Source organism: uncultured Veillonella sp., assembly GCF_900545205.1.
In the GTDB taxonomy this organism is placed as follows: Bacteria; Bacillota; Negativicutes; order Veillonellales; family Veillonellaceae; genus Veillonella.
Window position 1 is genome coordinate 1 of record NZ_UQYC01000047.1, and the last position, 15,717, is coordinate 15,717.

General features: G+C 40.2%; 12 protein-coding genes. 9 read left to right on the top strand and 3 right to left on the bottom strand.

Translation table 11 applies throughout. The features are described 5' to 3' along the window. The first annotated feature begins 195 nt into the window (after positions 1-195). Positions 196-2,364 (top strand): anaerobic carbon-monoxide dehydrogenase catalytic subunit, encoded by a 2,169-nt coding sequence (gene cooS, locus QZR70_RS06080; protein ID WP_105094602.1) that lies wholly within the window; start codon positions 196-198, stop codon positions 2,362-2,364. A 169-nt stretch (positions 2,365-2,533) separates the two neighbouring features. On the opposite strand, the gene QZR70_RS06085 is transcribed toward cooS, so the two are convergent. Beyond that, entirely contained in the window at positions 2,534-3,319 is a 786-nt protein-coding gene (locus tag QZR70_RS06085; protein ID WP_295793822.1) for an MBL fold metallo-hydrolase, read from the bottom strand. Between the two features lie 161 nt (positions 3,320-3,480). On the opposite strand from QZR70_RS06085, the gene QZR70_RS06090 reads away from it, so the two are divergent. Next, positions 3,481-4,080, top strand: coding sequence for a TetR/AcrR family transcriptional regulator (locus QZR70_RS06090; RefSeq protein WP_295793824.1), 600 nt, complete (start codon positions 3,481-3,483; stop codon positions 4,078-4,080). A gap of 444 nt (positions 4,081-4,524) precedes the next feature. Then, entirely contained in the window at positions 4,525-4,887 is a 363-nt protein-coding gene (locus QZR70_RS06095) for a hypothetical protein (RefSeq protein WP_295793826.1), read from the top strand. Positions 4,888-5,005: 118 nt separating this feature from the next. On the opposite strand, the gene bioB is transcribed toward QZR70_RS06095, so the two are convergent. Next, on the bottom strand, positions 5,006-6,034 hold the full coding sequence (gene bioB, locus QZR70_RS06100; RefSeq protein WP_295793828.1) for a biotin synthase BioB: 1,029 nt from the start codon (positions 6,032-6,034) through the stop codon (positions 5,006-5,008). Between the two features lie 312 nt (positions 6,035-6,346). Here bioB and QZR70_RS06105 point away from each other — a divergent pair, with 312 nt between their 5' ends. The 6 genes from QZR70_RS06105 (at position 6,347) to hemQ (ending at position 15,183) form a co-directional block, all read left to right on the top strand. Further along, positions 6,347-7,618 carry a DNA repair exonuclease gene (locus QZR70_RS06105; RefSeq protein WP_295793830.1) on the top strand — a complete coding sequence of 424 codons (1,272 nt, stop codon included), beginning with the start codon at positions 6,347-6,349 and terminating at the stop codon, positions 7,616-7,618. Continuing rightward, on the top strand, positions 7,608-10,490 hold the full coding sequence (locus QZR70_RS06110; RefSeq protein WP_295793832.1) for an AAA family ATPase: 2,883 nt from the start codon (positions 7,608-7,610) through the stop codon (positions 10,488-10,490). The genes QZR70_RS06105 and QZR70_RS06110 overlap by 11 nt, the downstream gene beginning before the upstream one ends. Before the next feature lie 163 nt (positions 10,491-10,653). Beyond that, a complete protein-coding gene (gene hemE, locus QZR70_RS06115) occupies positions 10,654-11,697 on the top strand; it encodes a uroporphyrinogen decarboxylase (protein WP_129823598.1) in 1,044 nt (347 codons plus the stop codon). Positions 11,698-11,701: 4 nt separating this feature from the next. Beyond that, positions 11,702-12,601, top strand: coding sequence for a ferrochelatase (hemH, locus tag QZR70_RS06120; RefSeq protein WP_295793836.1), 900 nt, complete (start codon positions 11,702-11,704; stop codon positions 12,599-12,601). Further along, a complete protein-coding gene (gene hemG, locus QZR70_RS06125; protein WP_295793839.1) occupies positions 12,598-14,322 on the top strand; it encodes a protoporphyrinogen oxidase in 1,725 nt (574 codons plus the stop codon). Before hemH ends, hemG begins: the two co-directional genes overlap by 4 nt. A gap of 129 nt (positions 14,323-14,451) precedes the next feature. Further along, the gene (gene hemQ / locus QZR70_RS06130; RefSeq protein WP_295793841.1) at positions 14,452-15,183 is read left to right on the top strand and encodes a hydrogen peroxide-dependent heme synthase; all 732 of its coding nucleotides are present in this window, start codon (positions 14,452-14,454) and stop codon (positions 15,181-15,183) included. Positions 15,184-15,628: 445 nt separating this feature from the next. Here hemQ and QZR70_RS08900 read toward each other — a convergent pair. Next, positions 15,629-15,717: IS3 family transposase (locus QZR70_RS08900; protein WP_363661695.1), on the bottom strand; the 89-nt coding region annotated here is incomplete at its 5' end.

Consider the following 15,717-nt stretch of genomic DNA (forward strand, 5'->3'; position numbering starts at 1 on the left):
GGCATAAATGAGTCAAAAATTTCTCAAAATTTAATTGACAAATGTCCTTTCAGAAAATATACTTATAGTAGTTTAAAACATATTTTGGAGATAGGATTTAAAACCCATCGTTGAGGTGGAATTAACTTGCATAAAAGTAGAATATGTTTTCTTATTAGTATTAGTTGGCCTACGTAGGCCCCTAGGAGGATTATTATGAGTAAAGATGTGGAAAATAAAAATACCCATGATCACAGCCATGGCGAACATCATCACCATCATGATCATGACCATCATCATGACCATGATCACTGCCATTGTGGCGGTCACCATCACGATCACGACCATGATCACCATCATGACCATGACCATAGTCATGGCAAAGCGTTGCCTACGGATAAATGGGTGCCACACACTCATGAACCAGGGGTACCTCATGAACATGGCGTAAACGACTACATGAAAGCCGTTGCAGAATATCGTAAAACTTGGCCTACAAAACAAGATGTTATCGAACAAACACCAGATCCAGCTGTACGCGAAATGATTCTTCGCATGGAGCAAATTGGTTGCGATACAGTATTTGACCGTTTCGATAAACAACAACCACAATGTACTTTCGGTATTGCAGGCGTATGTTGCCGTATCTGCTTCATGGGTCCATGTAAAATTACACCTAAGAGCCCTCGCGGTGTCTGTGGTGCTGATGCTGACCTTATCGTAGCTCGTAATATGACACGTGCTGCTGCAGGTGGCTTGACTCAACATGGTGCGCATGCTCGTGAAATCTTGATTTCTTTGAAAGCTGCCGCTAATGACCAATTGGATATTCCAATTATGGGTGAAGAAAAAATTCGTACTGTATGTAAAGCTTTCAACATCCCTGAAGAAGGCCGTTCCTTAAAAGAAGTGGCTAATGACTTGGCAGATGTATTGCTCGAAGATTTGAGCCGTGCATTGCCTGGCGAATATAAAACAATTACAGCGTTAGCTCCAGCTGAACGTCGTGAAGTATGGAAAAACTTGGATATCTTGCCTATTTCTGCGTATAATGAAGCATTTGATGCATATCATCGTACATGCGTAGGTACAGATGGCGATTGGGAAAGCAATATGAAACAATTCTTGCGTTGTGGCCTTGCTTTCACATTCACTGGCGTAGTGGCAGCGGACATCGCAACAGATGCATTATTCGGTCTTGGTGGTCGTCGTACATCCAAAGTTAACATCGGTGCTTTGAAAAAAGGTTATGTTAACATCGCTGTTCATGGTCACTTGCCAACATTAGTATCCCAAATTTGTAAAATTGGTGCCTCTGAAGAGTACTTAGAAAAAGCGAAAGCTATCGGTGCTAAAGGTATCCAATTCTACGGTATCTGCTGCTCTGGTTTGTCCAGCATGTACCGCTACGAAAACGTTATTCCATTGTGTAATGCTATCGGTGCGGAACTTGTACTTGGTACAGGCGCTCTTGATTGCTGGGTAGCTGACGTTCAAGACGTTTACCCTGCTATCATGGACGTAGCACGTTGCTTCAACACAAAAGTTATTACTACATCTGATGCAGCTCGTTTACCAGGTGCAGAACACATCGGTTACGATCACCATCACACTAACTTGTCTGAAACAAAAGCATTGGCTCGCAAAATCTTGGATCGCGCTCTTGAAGCTCATGAATTGCGTAAAGGTATGCCTGTATTCATTCCGCCATACGAAATCACTGCTGAAGTTGGTTTCTCTCCAGAATCCACTGTTAAACATTATGGTTCCTTCAAACCATTGGCAGAGGCTTTAAAATCTGGTAAAGTTCGTGGTATCGTAAACGTAGTAGGTTGTTCCAACCCTCGCGTTATCTACGAAAAAGCAACTGTAGATATCGTTGATACACTTATCAAAAACGGCTGTATCATCTTAACAAATGGTTGTGCATCCTTCCCATTGATGAAACTTGGTTACTGTAATACAGATGCTATTAAGAAATGTAGCCCTGCATTGCAAGAGTTCTTGGGCGATGATCAACCACCAGTATGGCATGTTGGCGAATGTGTAGATAATGCTCGTTCTTCCGGTATCTTTGCTGGTATTGCAGGTGAATTAGGTCTTAACTTGCCACAAATGCCATTTGCAATGTCTAGCCCTGAATGGTCTAACGAAAAAGGTATCGATGCATCCCTTGGCTTCCGCTTGATGGGTATCAACTCTTACCACTGCGTTGAGCCACCTACACAAGGCTCTGATGCTGTTACAAAATGGCTTAAAGAAGACACTAAGGACATCTTAGGTTCTGTTATGTATGTAAATACTGATCCTGCTAAAGTAGCTGAAAAAATCTTAGCTGATATCGATGCTAAACGCGCTGCTTTAGGTTGGGCTGAAGTAAAATAGTTTATCTTTTGATAGATAATAATTTGTAGTTAAGTATAAAAACACCCTCTATAGATCTTATAGTTATTATGACTATTAGAATTAAGAGGGTGTTTTTTATTGTTTGTGGATAGATTTTTTACTAGTCTTGTATTAGCCGTAGTATAATGTACTAATTGTTTTAGACCTACTAAAGTGTGATGGTTTCACCATCTTCAGGCACTGCTACATGGCTTTCAATGTTGTTGCCTTTGATAAATTTGCGCACATCCTCACGGCTTGTTGCTGTGTGATTAACTGTATCCATGTGAACCGCAATAATTTTTGCCTCTGGTTTGCGTACCACCATGCGGCCAATATCTTTTGTACCCATAATAATACTATCTTCAAAGCCTAAAATTTGAGCATATCCAGTGTTCATAATAATAACGTTAGGGTCGAAGCGAAGGAGGGCCTTCTCTACATCACTTGTCCAAACTGTATCGCCTACAAGGTACACAGTTGGTTCGTCTGCTGCTTCAAAAATAACACCCATCGCATCGCCTGCTAATGGTGCGAGAACTGGATTTGCATACATTTCTAGAGTGCCGTGGGAGCCACCTGTTTTTCTTAATGTGATACCATTAAACTCTAGACTTTCAAAAATGATACGTACATCATTAAAGCCTTGTGAAGTAATAAGTTCTTTGTCCGCTGTATTTTGTACAAAAATAGGAAGTGATTTTGGAATAGCATTAATTGCCGTTTCATCCCAATGGTCAAGATGTGTGTGTGTAACTACCACTGCAGTTACATTGCTTAATAGATTGTCCATTGATAGAGGTAAATCAACCATAGGCATTCTTTGTTGATAGTTAAATGTCCCTTCAAAGCCAGGATAAGTATCTTTTGGTGCTAAAAATGGATCAATAAGGAATGTTGTATTTTTTATTGTTAATTTTCCTGTAGCATTTCGAATGTGAGTATATTGTGTCATAGTTATCTCCTTAATTAAATTATTGTCGATTTAATTGAATAGATTATTATTTGTAATCTCTAGAACTAGTGTACCTTGTTTTGTTATACTAGTCTCAACAATAATTAACACTATGTTTATTAATAGACACATTGTATAAAAGTGTCTATATTGGAGGTTATATGATAACTCGAAAAGAAATGACACGTATGTTGTTAAAAGAAGGCTTGCTTAGTTGTTTAGCAAACAATTCTTTTGAGTCTGTAACAGTAACATCGTTGTGTAAAGCTTCGGGTATAACTCGTTCTACTTTTTATTTACACTATAGTAATATCATGGAAATTGTTGATGATTTAGTGGATGATGCAATCGCTTATTCAAAGCCAGGAATGGTAGATAACAACAATTTACAAACTATAGCTAACACCTTATCAGCTGCTTCTAATTCTGTTTCGTTGAGAGAAGCATACGATTCTATTTTTGATAGATTGCCTTTATGTCAGCGTATTATACGACATAAAAAGTATTTACCTTTATTTTTAGATGAACAAATTTCAGAATATGTATTACAACGCATTATAGAACGTGAAAAAGATCGGCAAGGGCTCGTTATAGCAGAATCTCTTGGTATTTCGTTTGATGTTGGGGTATCTGTTTTTGTATTTTTAGTACACGGTCTATATGCTGTTAATAAACAATATAAGTGGTCTCAGAGCGATGAGTGGTTAGAAGCTCAGAAAATTATTTTTGAACTAGTTTATCGTGGATTACAAAGTAGATAGAATTTATACACGTTTATATTTTGAGATTCATTAAAGTTTTATACAACGAAAAAAGGACTCCAACTGGAGTCCTTTTTTCATGTAAGGGGAGTGTTAGTATTAATATCAAATGAACCATGTATTTAAACAAGTAGTAGGTTTGGGGTTAGTAATACTTGTCGGGAGATAAATACACGTATGGTAACCAGGGAATTGTTACCTCTATTTATCATTTGACATTGTCATTATAAGAACAAAAAATGAGTTGAAAATGAAATTTTTTAAGAAATTTCTTTTAATTTCTTGAAATTCTAAAAAAGATAATAATTAAGTTTAATTATTGTTGATAAATATGGGACAATTTTGGTATTATATATAAAGGAGAAGTTGTATATTTTATAAAGGTTTAATGGCTATTAAAGTTTTATAAAGTATACAGCTCTTAGGCATGAGAGGAGCAGTCATATGAGGAAAATATTAACCATATTGTCCCTTTTGTGGCTACTCAGTATAGGGGGGACCGCTAACGCAACGGACTGGTATTATGTTGGACCAGATGCGTCAGGAAACCAATTATTTATTGACAATGACAGTGTTCAAAAAAGTGATTATGATGCGCTTTTGTGGCTGCGGGTCAATGAACTGGGTGGCGACGAATTGCGATATAAAGTGTATATAAGTAGATATAATCGTACCATGGAAACGTTAAAGGTAGATGCGTACATGGCAGACGGTACACCTTATGAAAATGTAGAGTATAATGAAAACCCAGAACCTATTGAAGGCAATACAAATGGTCAAGCCATTTATAATTTATTATGGCATTAAAAGAACCATCTAGCACAGCAAACTAGATGGTTCTTTTTTATATGTGTAAAAAATTTATAAATCTTAGGAATATTTTTTATATACAACATTCTCAAATGAGAATGGTATATACGAAAATTTAAACTTGGGCAGAATTGCGACTTAGCTCCAAGTCTTGAATCATTTGGAGATCGTCTTGTGGAGAGCGACCACCAGTTGTTAAGTAGCCACCAACCATGATGCCGTTAAGACCACCTTTTAAAGCATAAGCTTGTAAGTCACGAAGATTTACTTCACGACCGCCAGCTGTACGAATCAATGCGTTTGGCAAGATGAAACGGAACACAGCGAAGGTACGTAAAATATCTAGAGGACGTAATGCTTTATTATTTTCAAATGGTGTACCTTTAACAGGATTTAAAATGTTGAGTGGTACAGAGTCAATATGCAAACGTTTAAGCTCGAATGCCATCTCTACGCGTTGTTCTAATGTTTCATTAAGACCGAGGATGCCGCCAGAGCAAACTCGAATACCTGCTTTTTGAGCATTATCGATAGTAGACATTTTATCTTCGTAGGAATGGGTTGTACAAATATCTGGGAAGTGACTAGGCGCTGTTTCGATATTGGAGTGGTATCGAGTTACACCCACTTCTTTTAATTTGAGAGCTTGTTCGTAAGTTAACAAACCAAGAGAACAGCAAATTTCGAGACCTACTTCGTTTTTAATACGGTCTAATACGCGAATGATTTGGTTAAATTCGTTTGGGTTATTAGTATTACGACCACTCGTTACGATAGAAAAACGAATAGCGCCTGCTTCTTTAGCTTTGCGCGCCGCATCGAGGATGCTTTCATCATCCATGAACGGATATACTTGAACACCTGTTTCGTGATGGGCAGATTGGGCACAGAATTTACAGTTTTCAGGACATTTGCCAGATCGTGCATTTACAATGGCGCATACATCCACGGAGTTGTCATTGAAATGCTGGCGAATTTTATCGGCCATAGCAAGTAAAATCATAGTGTCATCATCTGAAGTATGAATCAGCTCGATTGCTTCTTTCTTAGTGATTTCGCCGCCGTTCATAATGCGGTTGGCAATAGTAAGGATTTTTTCGTATGTACCCACTTGGGTTGATTGTTGATCTGTAGGCAAAGCCATAATAGCCTCCAAGAATTGTTAACTTAATAAAAACATAAAATATTGACAATTTGATTGTAAACGTTCGTGTATAAATTGTCAACTTAATGTATTTTTAAGTTAACAAAAATGTCGCAGTAGGTTTTAGACTATTTTGAATACAGGTAAGGCCTATAGTTTGAATCTAATGGGAGATACTATATTTTAGTATCTATTTTGATAGATTGATTGATAGTTATTTTTAAGTAATCTTTACTGTTTTGTAGTATAATAAAATATTGTAATTACTATATATAACTATAATAAAAGTACTAATACAAGGAGTGGATATAGATGCAGCCATTTCGATTTATACACTGTGGTGACCTGCATTTAGGGGCACCCTTTCAATATGCTACAGGTATTAGCCGCGCCGTTGATCGCGCCGTGAGCGAAGCTACCTATGTAGCCTTTGATGCAATTATTGACACTGCTATTGATGAGCATGTTCATGCGGTTGTCATAGCTGGTGATATTTATAATAGCGAAGATCATAATTTAGAGGCACAGGTGCGATTTGTGCGCGCCATGTATCGCTTGGCGGAACATCGCATTGCAGTATATATGGTGCAAGGTAATCATGACCCTGCTGAAAGCTGGAAGGCGCAACTGCAAATGCCAGATAATGTGCATGTATTCTCTAGTGAACAAGTACAACGTTTCCCATTAATTGTTAACAATATAGAAATTGGTGGCGTTTACGGTATTAGCTGTGGCCATGGTAATGAAAGCGACAATTATGCGCGCCAATACCGCGCCTTTGAACGAGATGAGTTTTCTTTGGCTGTCATGCACGGCACAGTCGGTTCTAGTGTAGGCTCTGAAAACCATAATGTGACCGGCCCGTGCAGTTTAACTGATCTAGCAGAGGCGGCTATGGACTATTGGGCGTTAGGACATATTCACAAATCTCAAGTTCTTAGCGAGGAACCTCTTGTTGTCTATTCCGGTAATCCCCAAGGTTTACACCGCAAGGAAATAGGCCCTAAGGGGTGCTATCTCGTCTCTGTATCTCATAATGGTCATTGTGAACCTCGTTTCATTGAAACAAGTGCAATCCGTTTTGAAGAAATCAAAATTGATATTGCAGGCATGAAAACGGAAGCAGAATTCTTAGAAATTTTACGCCATAAAAAAGAGAATCTGCGTAAGCAACATAAGAAAAATATCTTGCTTTCCATTGTTCTCGTAGGTACAGGTCCATTGCATCGTTTATGTACACAAGAAGGTGTGCGCAAATTATGGTTGCAAGAGTCTCAAAGTGAAGAGAAAAGCAAGTCTATATTGGTTATGCCTTATCGCATGATGTGCAATACGCGACCTAGCATTAATTTGGCTGAACGTAGATTGTTATCCGATGTGGTAGGGGATTATTTACGCGCCTATGATGATATGGTTGATGGCAATGCGGTACAGACGGTACGTCAAATTTTGGCAGAACGACCTGAGTTTAAACGCTTAGGTGTATATGCCGATTTGTTAAGTGATGAATTATTGCTTCGCGCCTTGAAGCGCTGTGAAATTGAAGGTGTTACTGTATTGATGGGGGCTAACGATGAACATTAAACGCATACGATTTGATGAATTTGGCCCGTATCGCGACTGGTCTTTTACTACGGGAAATCATGGTGTTCAGCTCATGTATGGCCCTAATGAAAGTGGCAAAACCTCCTTGCTTGAAGGGATGCGCACACTTCTATTCGGCGGTACTCATAAGGCTTATGGGCCTATGACGGGTGCCCTCGATGTAGAGCGTAATGGTGAAAGCTACTACATTGGTCGTAAGGGTAAACAACTAGACTTTTACAGTCCTGGAAATCCAGCCATTCATGAGGAGCCAGCTCAACACTGGTGGCATGGTATCGACAAAAAGACATATAACCGCATTTTTGCATTGACTCTTGATGATTTGCAAGGCCTCGATGTTCTACAAGAGGTAGAGGTTCGGTCTCGTTTCTTCGGCGCTGAAGGGGGCGAGCATTTAGGTTCGGTCGTAAAAGATGTGGAAAAAGGCGCTACTGATCTATTAGTAGCTTCCTCCAATGGTAAACGGCGCATCAATGTGTTGATGGATGAGCTTAAAGAAAATCGTCAAAAGTTAAGCCATTTAGCCGAACATGAAACGCAATATGTAGAATTGCAAAAAGCCTTTCACAGTACGGAACAGACTGAAGCAGAATTACAAGGTCAGTTGCAAGAGTGGAAGGAATACCGCGATGGTATAGACGTTGTATTGCGCGCATGGGATACGTATCGCCGTAGCGAAGAAGCGCGTATGCATATGCAACAGTACAATAGTGAGCTTGCCTTGAGTCGTGATGAGTTCCTTCGCATCGATGAGGAAATCAAACGAGCTCGAGACAATATGCAGTTGTGGCAGGAAAAGGAAGCGGCCTTGATGCCAGCTAACTTTAGCCCGGATAGTCCATTTGGTACGTATGGTCAAGATATTGAAGACCTTATTCAACAAGGTGCCAAGTGGGAACAATTGCGCCGGGAGTGTGAAGAAGGGGATGCGTATATCTTTAAGGTACGAGAACAATTAGAGTTTTCTCGTTCTATGCATTCTGCGTGGCGTGATGATGAGCCGATGGCTGACGATGTGAATTGGTTTGAAGGAGAGCGCTTAGCAAGTCGCTTGCGCACTGCTAAAGATCAATTATTACATTGGCAAGATCGCAAGCCTGCTGAGGCTTCTGATGATTTGCCAGTAGCCAATCTCGACGGAGCATCGTTACCAAATTACAGCGAAGAGGATTTGGCGAAAAAAGAGCATCTCGAACGTGAACTAGAGCTTATCTTGATGGATATTGATCGAGTTACAGAAAAACGGGATAGCTATGGTCCTGATGCACAACCGAGTAATTTGCCAAAGTGGTTACAACGCATTAGTGGCGTAGCTGCAGTGATTGGCGTTTTACTCGTATTAGCAGGCTTATTAGTATTAGAGTCTGTACTCTATACGATTGGCGGCTTTATACTATTAATCCTATCTATGGCATTGTTCTGGTATGCTACATGGAGACGTCATAACGGCAATTCCGATGTGTCTAAACTGAATTATGAGTTACAAATCTTGTCATCTCGTAAATCTGATGTAGAACATCAGTTAGAGGCGCTTGTGAAAGCCGCAACACCTGTGGTGAGCCCAATTCCATCCATAGAGGGTGCAGCACATCTTGATCGTTGGGTCCAAGAAGGTCATACGTTGCAAGCTATTTATGATGAAGCCCTTGCAGCTTGGCAGAATTGGTTGCCTCAAGGTGCGGCGAAGAGTCTTAACGAAGATGATTTCTTCGGTCTCAAACAAGAGTACGATCAGTACCATGAACAGTTACGTACTATTGAAGGTTATGAAAAGCGCTTAGCAGAGCACAAAGAGGGCTTACGCGTTATTGAAGACCAAGCCATGACATTGTGGTATAACCTTGGTGTTGAGGCTCCTGTATCTCCTACAGAGTTAAAACGTATTTATAACCAATATAAAAACTTCCAACAAAATAAAATTGTATGGGAACAAAAGGAAGCACAACGTAAAAGCTTCCGCAATGAGTACGATAATTGGCACCGCAAAGAAAAAGAATTGCTACTTCGTCAACAAGAGCTCTTGCACAAGGCTGGTATGGAAAGCTCCAACGAGTATCGTCAACATCTTATTGATGAAGATCAATACAAGCAATGGCAAACTATTTACAAACAAAGTCAGGTTCAGTTAGACTTACTAGCGCCTGATGCGGAGAATAGAGATTTATTCTATCGTCGCTTGCGTGAAGGCAATAAGGATAATTGGCTTGATGAATTGGCGCATTCTGAACGAGAAATAGCATCCATTGAAGACAAGTTGGCAATATTATATGAGCGCCGTGGTCAAATTGTGGAGTCTATGCGTGCCCTAGGTTCTGACCAAGAGCAACACCAAATGCTTCAAGAGCGTGAAGCGTTACAAAATGAACTGGAATCTGCTCTCGAAGATTGGGCTACTCAAGTGTTGATGAGCCACTGCATGGATAAGGCTCAACAGTCCTATGAGCAAGAAAAACAGCCTCATATGTTAGAGCTTGCATCTTCTTATATAGAACGTTTGACTGGCGGTATCTATACCTTTGATATCCTCGGGATCAACGAAGGCGTAGCACTGGTTAGTGGCAATGGAGAACGCTTAGAACTTAAGTTCTGGTCTAGTGGCTTAGCCGACCAAGTATACTTGGCATTGCGCCTAGCATTAGCTAAGGTATTCTCTTACCAAGTTGAATCTTTGCCAATTATCCTAGACGATATTCTTGTGCGCTTTGATGAAAACCGTCAACGTAGTGCGTTAGAATTATTAGCAGAAATAGGCAAGAACCAACAAATCTGGTTATTCACGTGCCAACGTTCTGTATTTGATATGGCTCAATCTATTACAGGCATTGATTGCCACAGATTGAGTCGCAATTAAACATTGATTGCCATTGATTAAGTCGTAACTAAATTGAACCCCTGTGAAGGTGTTTAGCTTTCACAGGGAATATTCATAGTGATGATATATGTGATGTAACTAAAGTAACTGTTTTAGTTATCATAGTGTGTTAGTATAAATTAGAAAGAAAGGGGTTGAGTACTTGAATACAGCATATTTAGATATGATCCAAGGGAAGAACCCTGGTGTAACACCTGTATGGTATATGCGCCAAGCTGGTCGTAGCCAAGCGGAGTACCGTAAAATTAAGGAAAAATATACGCTCTTTGAAATTACAAAAGAGCCTGAGTTGTGTGCTCGTGTTACGGAACTGCCTGTAAAAGAATACGGTGTGGATGCGGCGATTCTTTACAAGGATATTATGAGTCCTATGGTGGGAATGAATGTAAAGGTAGAACTCAAGGCTGGTGTGGGCCCTGTGTTTAATACACCGATTCGCTCCATGGCTGATGTAGATAAATTAGATACCTTTGATCCTACAAAGGTAGATTATATTGGAAAAACTATTACACTGTTAACTTCTGGCATGCTCGACGTACCTCTCATTGGGTTCTGTGGCGCACCATTTACAATTGCGTCATACCTTATCGAAGGCGGTCCAACAAAGAATTATAATAAGACTCGTGGCATGCTCATCGGTGCGCCTGATGTGTGGAATGCATTGATGACAAAGTTAGCGGATATGTCCATTGAGTACTTGTCCATGCAAGCCGAAGCAGGTGCGAATGCGCTACAAATCTTCGATTCTTGGGTAGGCGCTGTGAATGCGGACCAATACAAACAAGGGATTTATCCTCATATGGAACGCATTATTAAGACTGTAAAAGAACGATATCCTCATTTGCCTATGGCAATGAATGGTGTTGGTACCGATCATCTCGTATCTATTTGGTCTCATTTGCCATTGGATGTAATCGCTCTTGATTGGCGTAGCTCCATCGTTATGGCTAATGAACGAGGCGTAACACAAACGGTACAAGGTAATCTCGATCCAGCCTACTTATTCGCTGATGAAAAAACATTAGCTCACGAAGTGGATCGCATCTTACTTGATGGTGTTCGTTATGGCCGTCATATCTTTAACTTAGGTCATGGCGTATTCCCAGAGGCAGATCCTAAAAAGCTTCATTGGCTTACAGACTATGTACATGAACGTAGTCGTGAACTATGGGCTCAAGAGGGCTAAACTAGTGAACATTGAGAAAAAAGGATTATTATTTTTATCCTATGGTAGCCCTTCAAGTAAGGATGATTTAGTGCCATATATGACGAGTATTCGTCATGGTCGTGTACCCACCGATGTTGAGGTTGCTAACCTTACACGTCGCTATGATGCAATTGGACAATGGTCCAATGTAGAATTACAAACAATGGCAGAGCGTCAATATGAAACATTGATTACATTGTTACCATCTATGCCAACAGCTATTGGCTATCTTCATATGAAACCTTCGATTGCTGATGCAGTAGATGCATTGGTTCAACAAGGCGTAGAACACATCGTTGCTATCGTAACGGCTCCATTTTTTACGTCTCTTGGTACAGGGGCCTATGAGAAGCAAGTACAAGCTGCAATTGGTAACCATCAGGGTGTAACCTTTGATGTGATTCGCTCCTGGTGGGATCAACCATCATTCATGGAATATTGGGTAAAAGCCGTTTCGGATTGTATCAATGCTACTAACGATGTATTTGTAATTTTTAGTGCTCATAGTATACCGCTTATTAATAGCCATAATGGAGATTCTTATGCGTTAGCCTTAGAGGAAAGTGCCCGAGAAATCGCAGAACGTTGTGGTTTATCTAATTGGTCTGTGGCTTGGCAGAGCGCGGCCCCACATGGTCAATGGTTAGGTCCTACCGTAGAAGAGGCCATCAATCAAGCTCTACGTAATGGTGCGATACATATCGCCTTTGTACCATTTGGCTTTGTCAGCAATCATGTAGAGGTGTTGTACGATAATGATGTAGAGTGCAAAGAACTCGTTGATGCTGGCGGCGCTGTATATATGCGTGCAGAAATGCCGAATTGTGATGAAACATTCTTGCAAGCGATGGCGAGTGCAATAATAGAAAGGATTCATTCGTGAATGTAACAATAGTGGGCGGTGGCCTAACCGGATTGACAGCGGCTTATTATTTAGGCCATGCAAAGCCGGAATGGACCATTACTCTTTATGAACAAGCACCACGATTTGGTGGGAAAATACAAACACAACGCGTCGATGACTTCGTGGTAGAGCTCGGACCTGATTCCTACTTAGGCCGTAAAACGGAAATGACGGATCTAATTCATGATCTCGGCTTAGGTGACACCCTTGTATCGAATGAAACGGGGCAAGCCTTTGTATATGACAAGGGTTCCATACATCCTATTCCAGGGGGCTCTATCATGGGCATCCCTACGGAAATGATGCCTTTTGTGAAAGCAACGCTTATTTCTTGGCCTGGTAAATTACGAGCTGGTTTAGATTACTTTAAAAAGCCATACCAGCTAGATAAAAATGGAGATGTATCCATTGGTCATTTCTTTCAATACCATTTAGGTCAAGAAATGATGGATAAGCTCATCGAGCCTCTATTAGCGGGGATCTATGGCGGCGACATTTATAAAATTAGCTTGTTATCTACATTCCCTCATTTTATTCAAGTAGAACAAAAATACGGGAATATGGTAAAAGGCATGATGGCTGCTAAGATGGGCCACTCTAAAGCGGGGGTTACTAAAGCGGCTAAAGGTGCCGTAGCTGAAGGCGACGTACCGCGTGCTGGTAAAGGGACTATGACAGACCGTCAATTTGAAAGCCATGAAGCAAAGGCTAGTCAAACTGCATCTACGAATAATAGTTCAAACAGTTCTGGCCATGCCACAAATACTAGTCCATACCGACAAACTAGTAAGGTTCAAGCGGATATGGCGAGTCGTAAGGGGACTGCTGCTCAATCTGGTATGTTTCGCCAGTTAACAGGCGGCCTTGAAAGCGTTATTACCGCTATTGTTGAGGCTATGCCTAGTAATGTGCACTTGTATACAGGTACGCTAGTTTCTAATATTCGATATGTTGAAGGTATGTATGCTATCGATGTGGAGAACTCTGGAAACGATGCTTGTGGCTGTCAGTCTCATTCTAAAACTATTAGAACTGCGTCTATTAATGCTGAGAACAGGGTAGAAGCTAGTGATTCTACTACAGATTCAGCTATAGAGGTACTCCTTGATAAAGCTCCTGCTATGGCGGATCATGTGATTATCGCGACACCGCCTGCCACATATACGCAATGGTTTAAGGATGATTCGGGTTTTGATTTCTTGCGCTCCATGGAGCAGTCTAGCTGTGCTATTGCTATTATGGCCTTTGATAAAGCTACATTTAATGGTGATTTAAAAGGTTCTGGCCTTTTGATTACACGTAATACAGATACGCCTCTTACAGCGTGTACTATTCTTAATCAAAAATGGCCTCAAACAACGCCTGACGATAAAATCGTATTGCGCGTCTTTATTGGAAAACCTGGCAATGATGTAGTAGAGCATCTCGATGATAAGGAACTTTCAGAGTTAGCAGTAAAAGAAATTCAACGCATTATGAGTTTCTCCACGCAACCAGAATGGGTGCGCATCAATCGTCTCATTCACTGTATGCCGCAATATAATGTGGGACATCGCGCAGGGATTACAGCAGTGCGTGAACATGTGGCAAAACACTATCCAAATTTACATCTCATTGGTACACCATTTGATGGCATCGGTATTCCTGATGGTGTGAAGCAAGCGAAAGAACTCGTAGAGTCTATTGCAGAGAGCAATTGAAAATTAATATTAATAAATAATTATAAGAAAAGGCTCCATATGCTATAATAGTATATGGAGTCTTTTCGATTCTTAGAGTAATAGAAAGATATTCTTTAAATATAATCACCATAGATAGGAGTGATCACAATGGGAAAAGCAATCCCTACAGTAGAAGGTTGGCATAGCCAACACATGGTCTTTGCCATGGATTTCAGTGCATGGAACTGCTTTACAGCTGAAGAAAAAGCAGAAGCGCGCAACGAATTAAAAGCATTTTTAGCGGATCTTGAAGCTAAACATCAAGCTAAAGAAGGTAGCTATGCATTCTATGATTGTAATGGCGCAAAAGGGGACTTAATCCTATGGATTCTTGGTCCATCCCTTGAATACTTGGCACAAGTAGAACGCAAATTCCGTCGTTTGGCTATTGCAAGCGTATTAGTGCAAACATATTCTTATACATCTGTAACAGAAGTAAGTGCTTACGTTAAAGCTAAACTCGATACAGAAGAAGTTAACCAAAAACTATACCCTCATGTACCTCGTGACAAATACATCTGCTTCTATAATATGAGCAAAAAACGTGAAGGTGATGACAACTGGTTCATGCTACCACCGCAAGAACGAGGCATGTTGATGAAATCTCACGGTGAACTTGGTAAAACATACTTAGACGTTTTATCCGAATTTACAACAGGTGGCTGTGGCCTAGACGATTGGGAATGGGGCATTACAATCTTCAGTAATGACGACATCCAATTCAAAAAAATCGTATACGATATGCGCTTTGAAGTAGCCAGTGCAAAATACGGCATCTTCAGCGACTTCTACGTTGGTACCATCATCAACGATGCACTACTAGAAGAAATCTTTGGATAAAAAAGGGGACTGCTTGGCAGTCCCTTTATTCGAATTTGACGATATATGTCTTAAACTCTATAATATAAATAGATAGTCAGACGAGTAGGAACGTCAGGCGCATCTCAAAAACTAATTATCTAGGAAATGGCCTTTCTGTTTATCTAATTACGCATGGTAACGGAGGGCTATTTGCTTTTTGTGAGGCAAATAAGCGCTATAAGTGCACCAAAGGAAATGACTAACGTCATTATTCCAATGATAACTGTAATAAGTTCAAAGTCACTCATAAGCTCACCCCCTTCTATAACGAAGAGAGGCCCAACCTCGCTGACTACCTTAAGAATATTATAAGCTGAACAAATATACGATACAATAAGTAACTATTTATTGATATATATGAATTAAATGATAAAAAAGGGACTGCCTATGATATGTACCCATTTTCCTGGACACATATTATTTACTAGCCTAAACACATGGATGCTTCCCTGTATTTCACAGGGGGCATCCATTTTGTTTTTGCTTGAATCCTTTTGTTATTGTAATAGTTAA

Excerpts from the sequence above, each read along its gene's own strand:
- hemQ (WP_295793841.1), top strand. The coding sequence starts at position 14,452 with ATGGGAAAAGCAATCCCTACAGTAGAAGGTTGGCATAGCCAACACATG.
- QZR70_RS06085 (WP_295793822.1), bottom strand. The coding sequence starts at position 3,319 with ATGACACAATATACTCACATTCGAAATGCTACAGGAAAATTAACAATA.
- bioB (WP_295793828.1), bottom strand. The coding sequence starts at position 6,034 with ATGGCTTTGCCTACAGATCAACAATCAACCCAAGTGGGTACATACGAA.
- QZR70_RS06090 (WP_295793824.1), top strand. The coding sequence starts at position 3,481 with ATGATAACTCGAAAAGAAATGACACGTATGTTGTTAAAAGAAGGCTTG.
- QZR70_RS06105 (WP_295793830.1), top strand. The coding sequence starts at position 6,347 with ATGCAGCCATTTCGATTTATACACTGTGGTGACCTGCATTTAGGGGCA.
- QZR70_RS06095 (WP_295793826.1), top strand. The coding sequence starts at position 4,525 with ATGAGGAAAATATTAACCATATTGTCCCTTTTGTGGCTACTCAGTATA.
- cooS (WP_105094602.1), top strand. The coding sequence starts at position 196 with ATGAGTAAAGATGTGGAAAATAAAAATACCCATGATCACAGCCATGGC.
- QZR70_RS06110 (WP_295793832.1), top strand. The coding sequence starts at position 7,608 with ATGAACATTAAACGCATACGATTTGATGAATTTGGCCCGTATCGCGAC.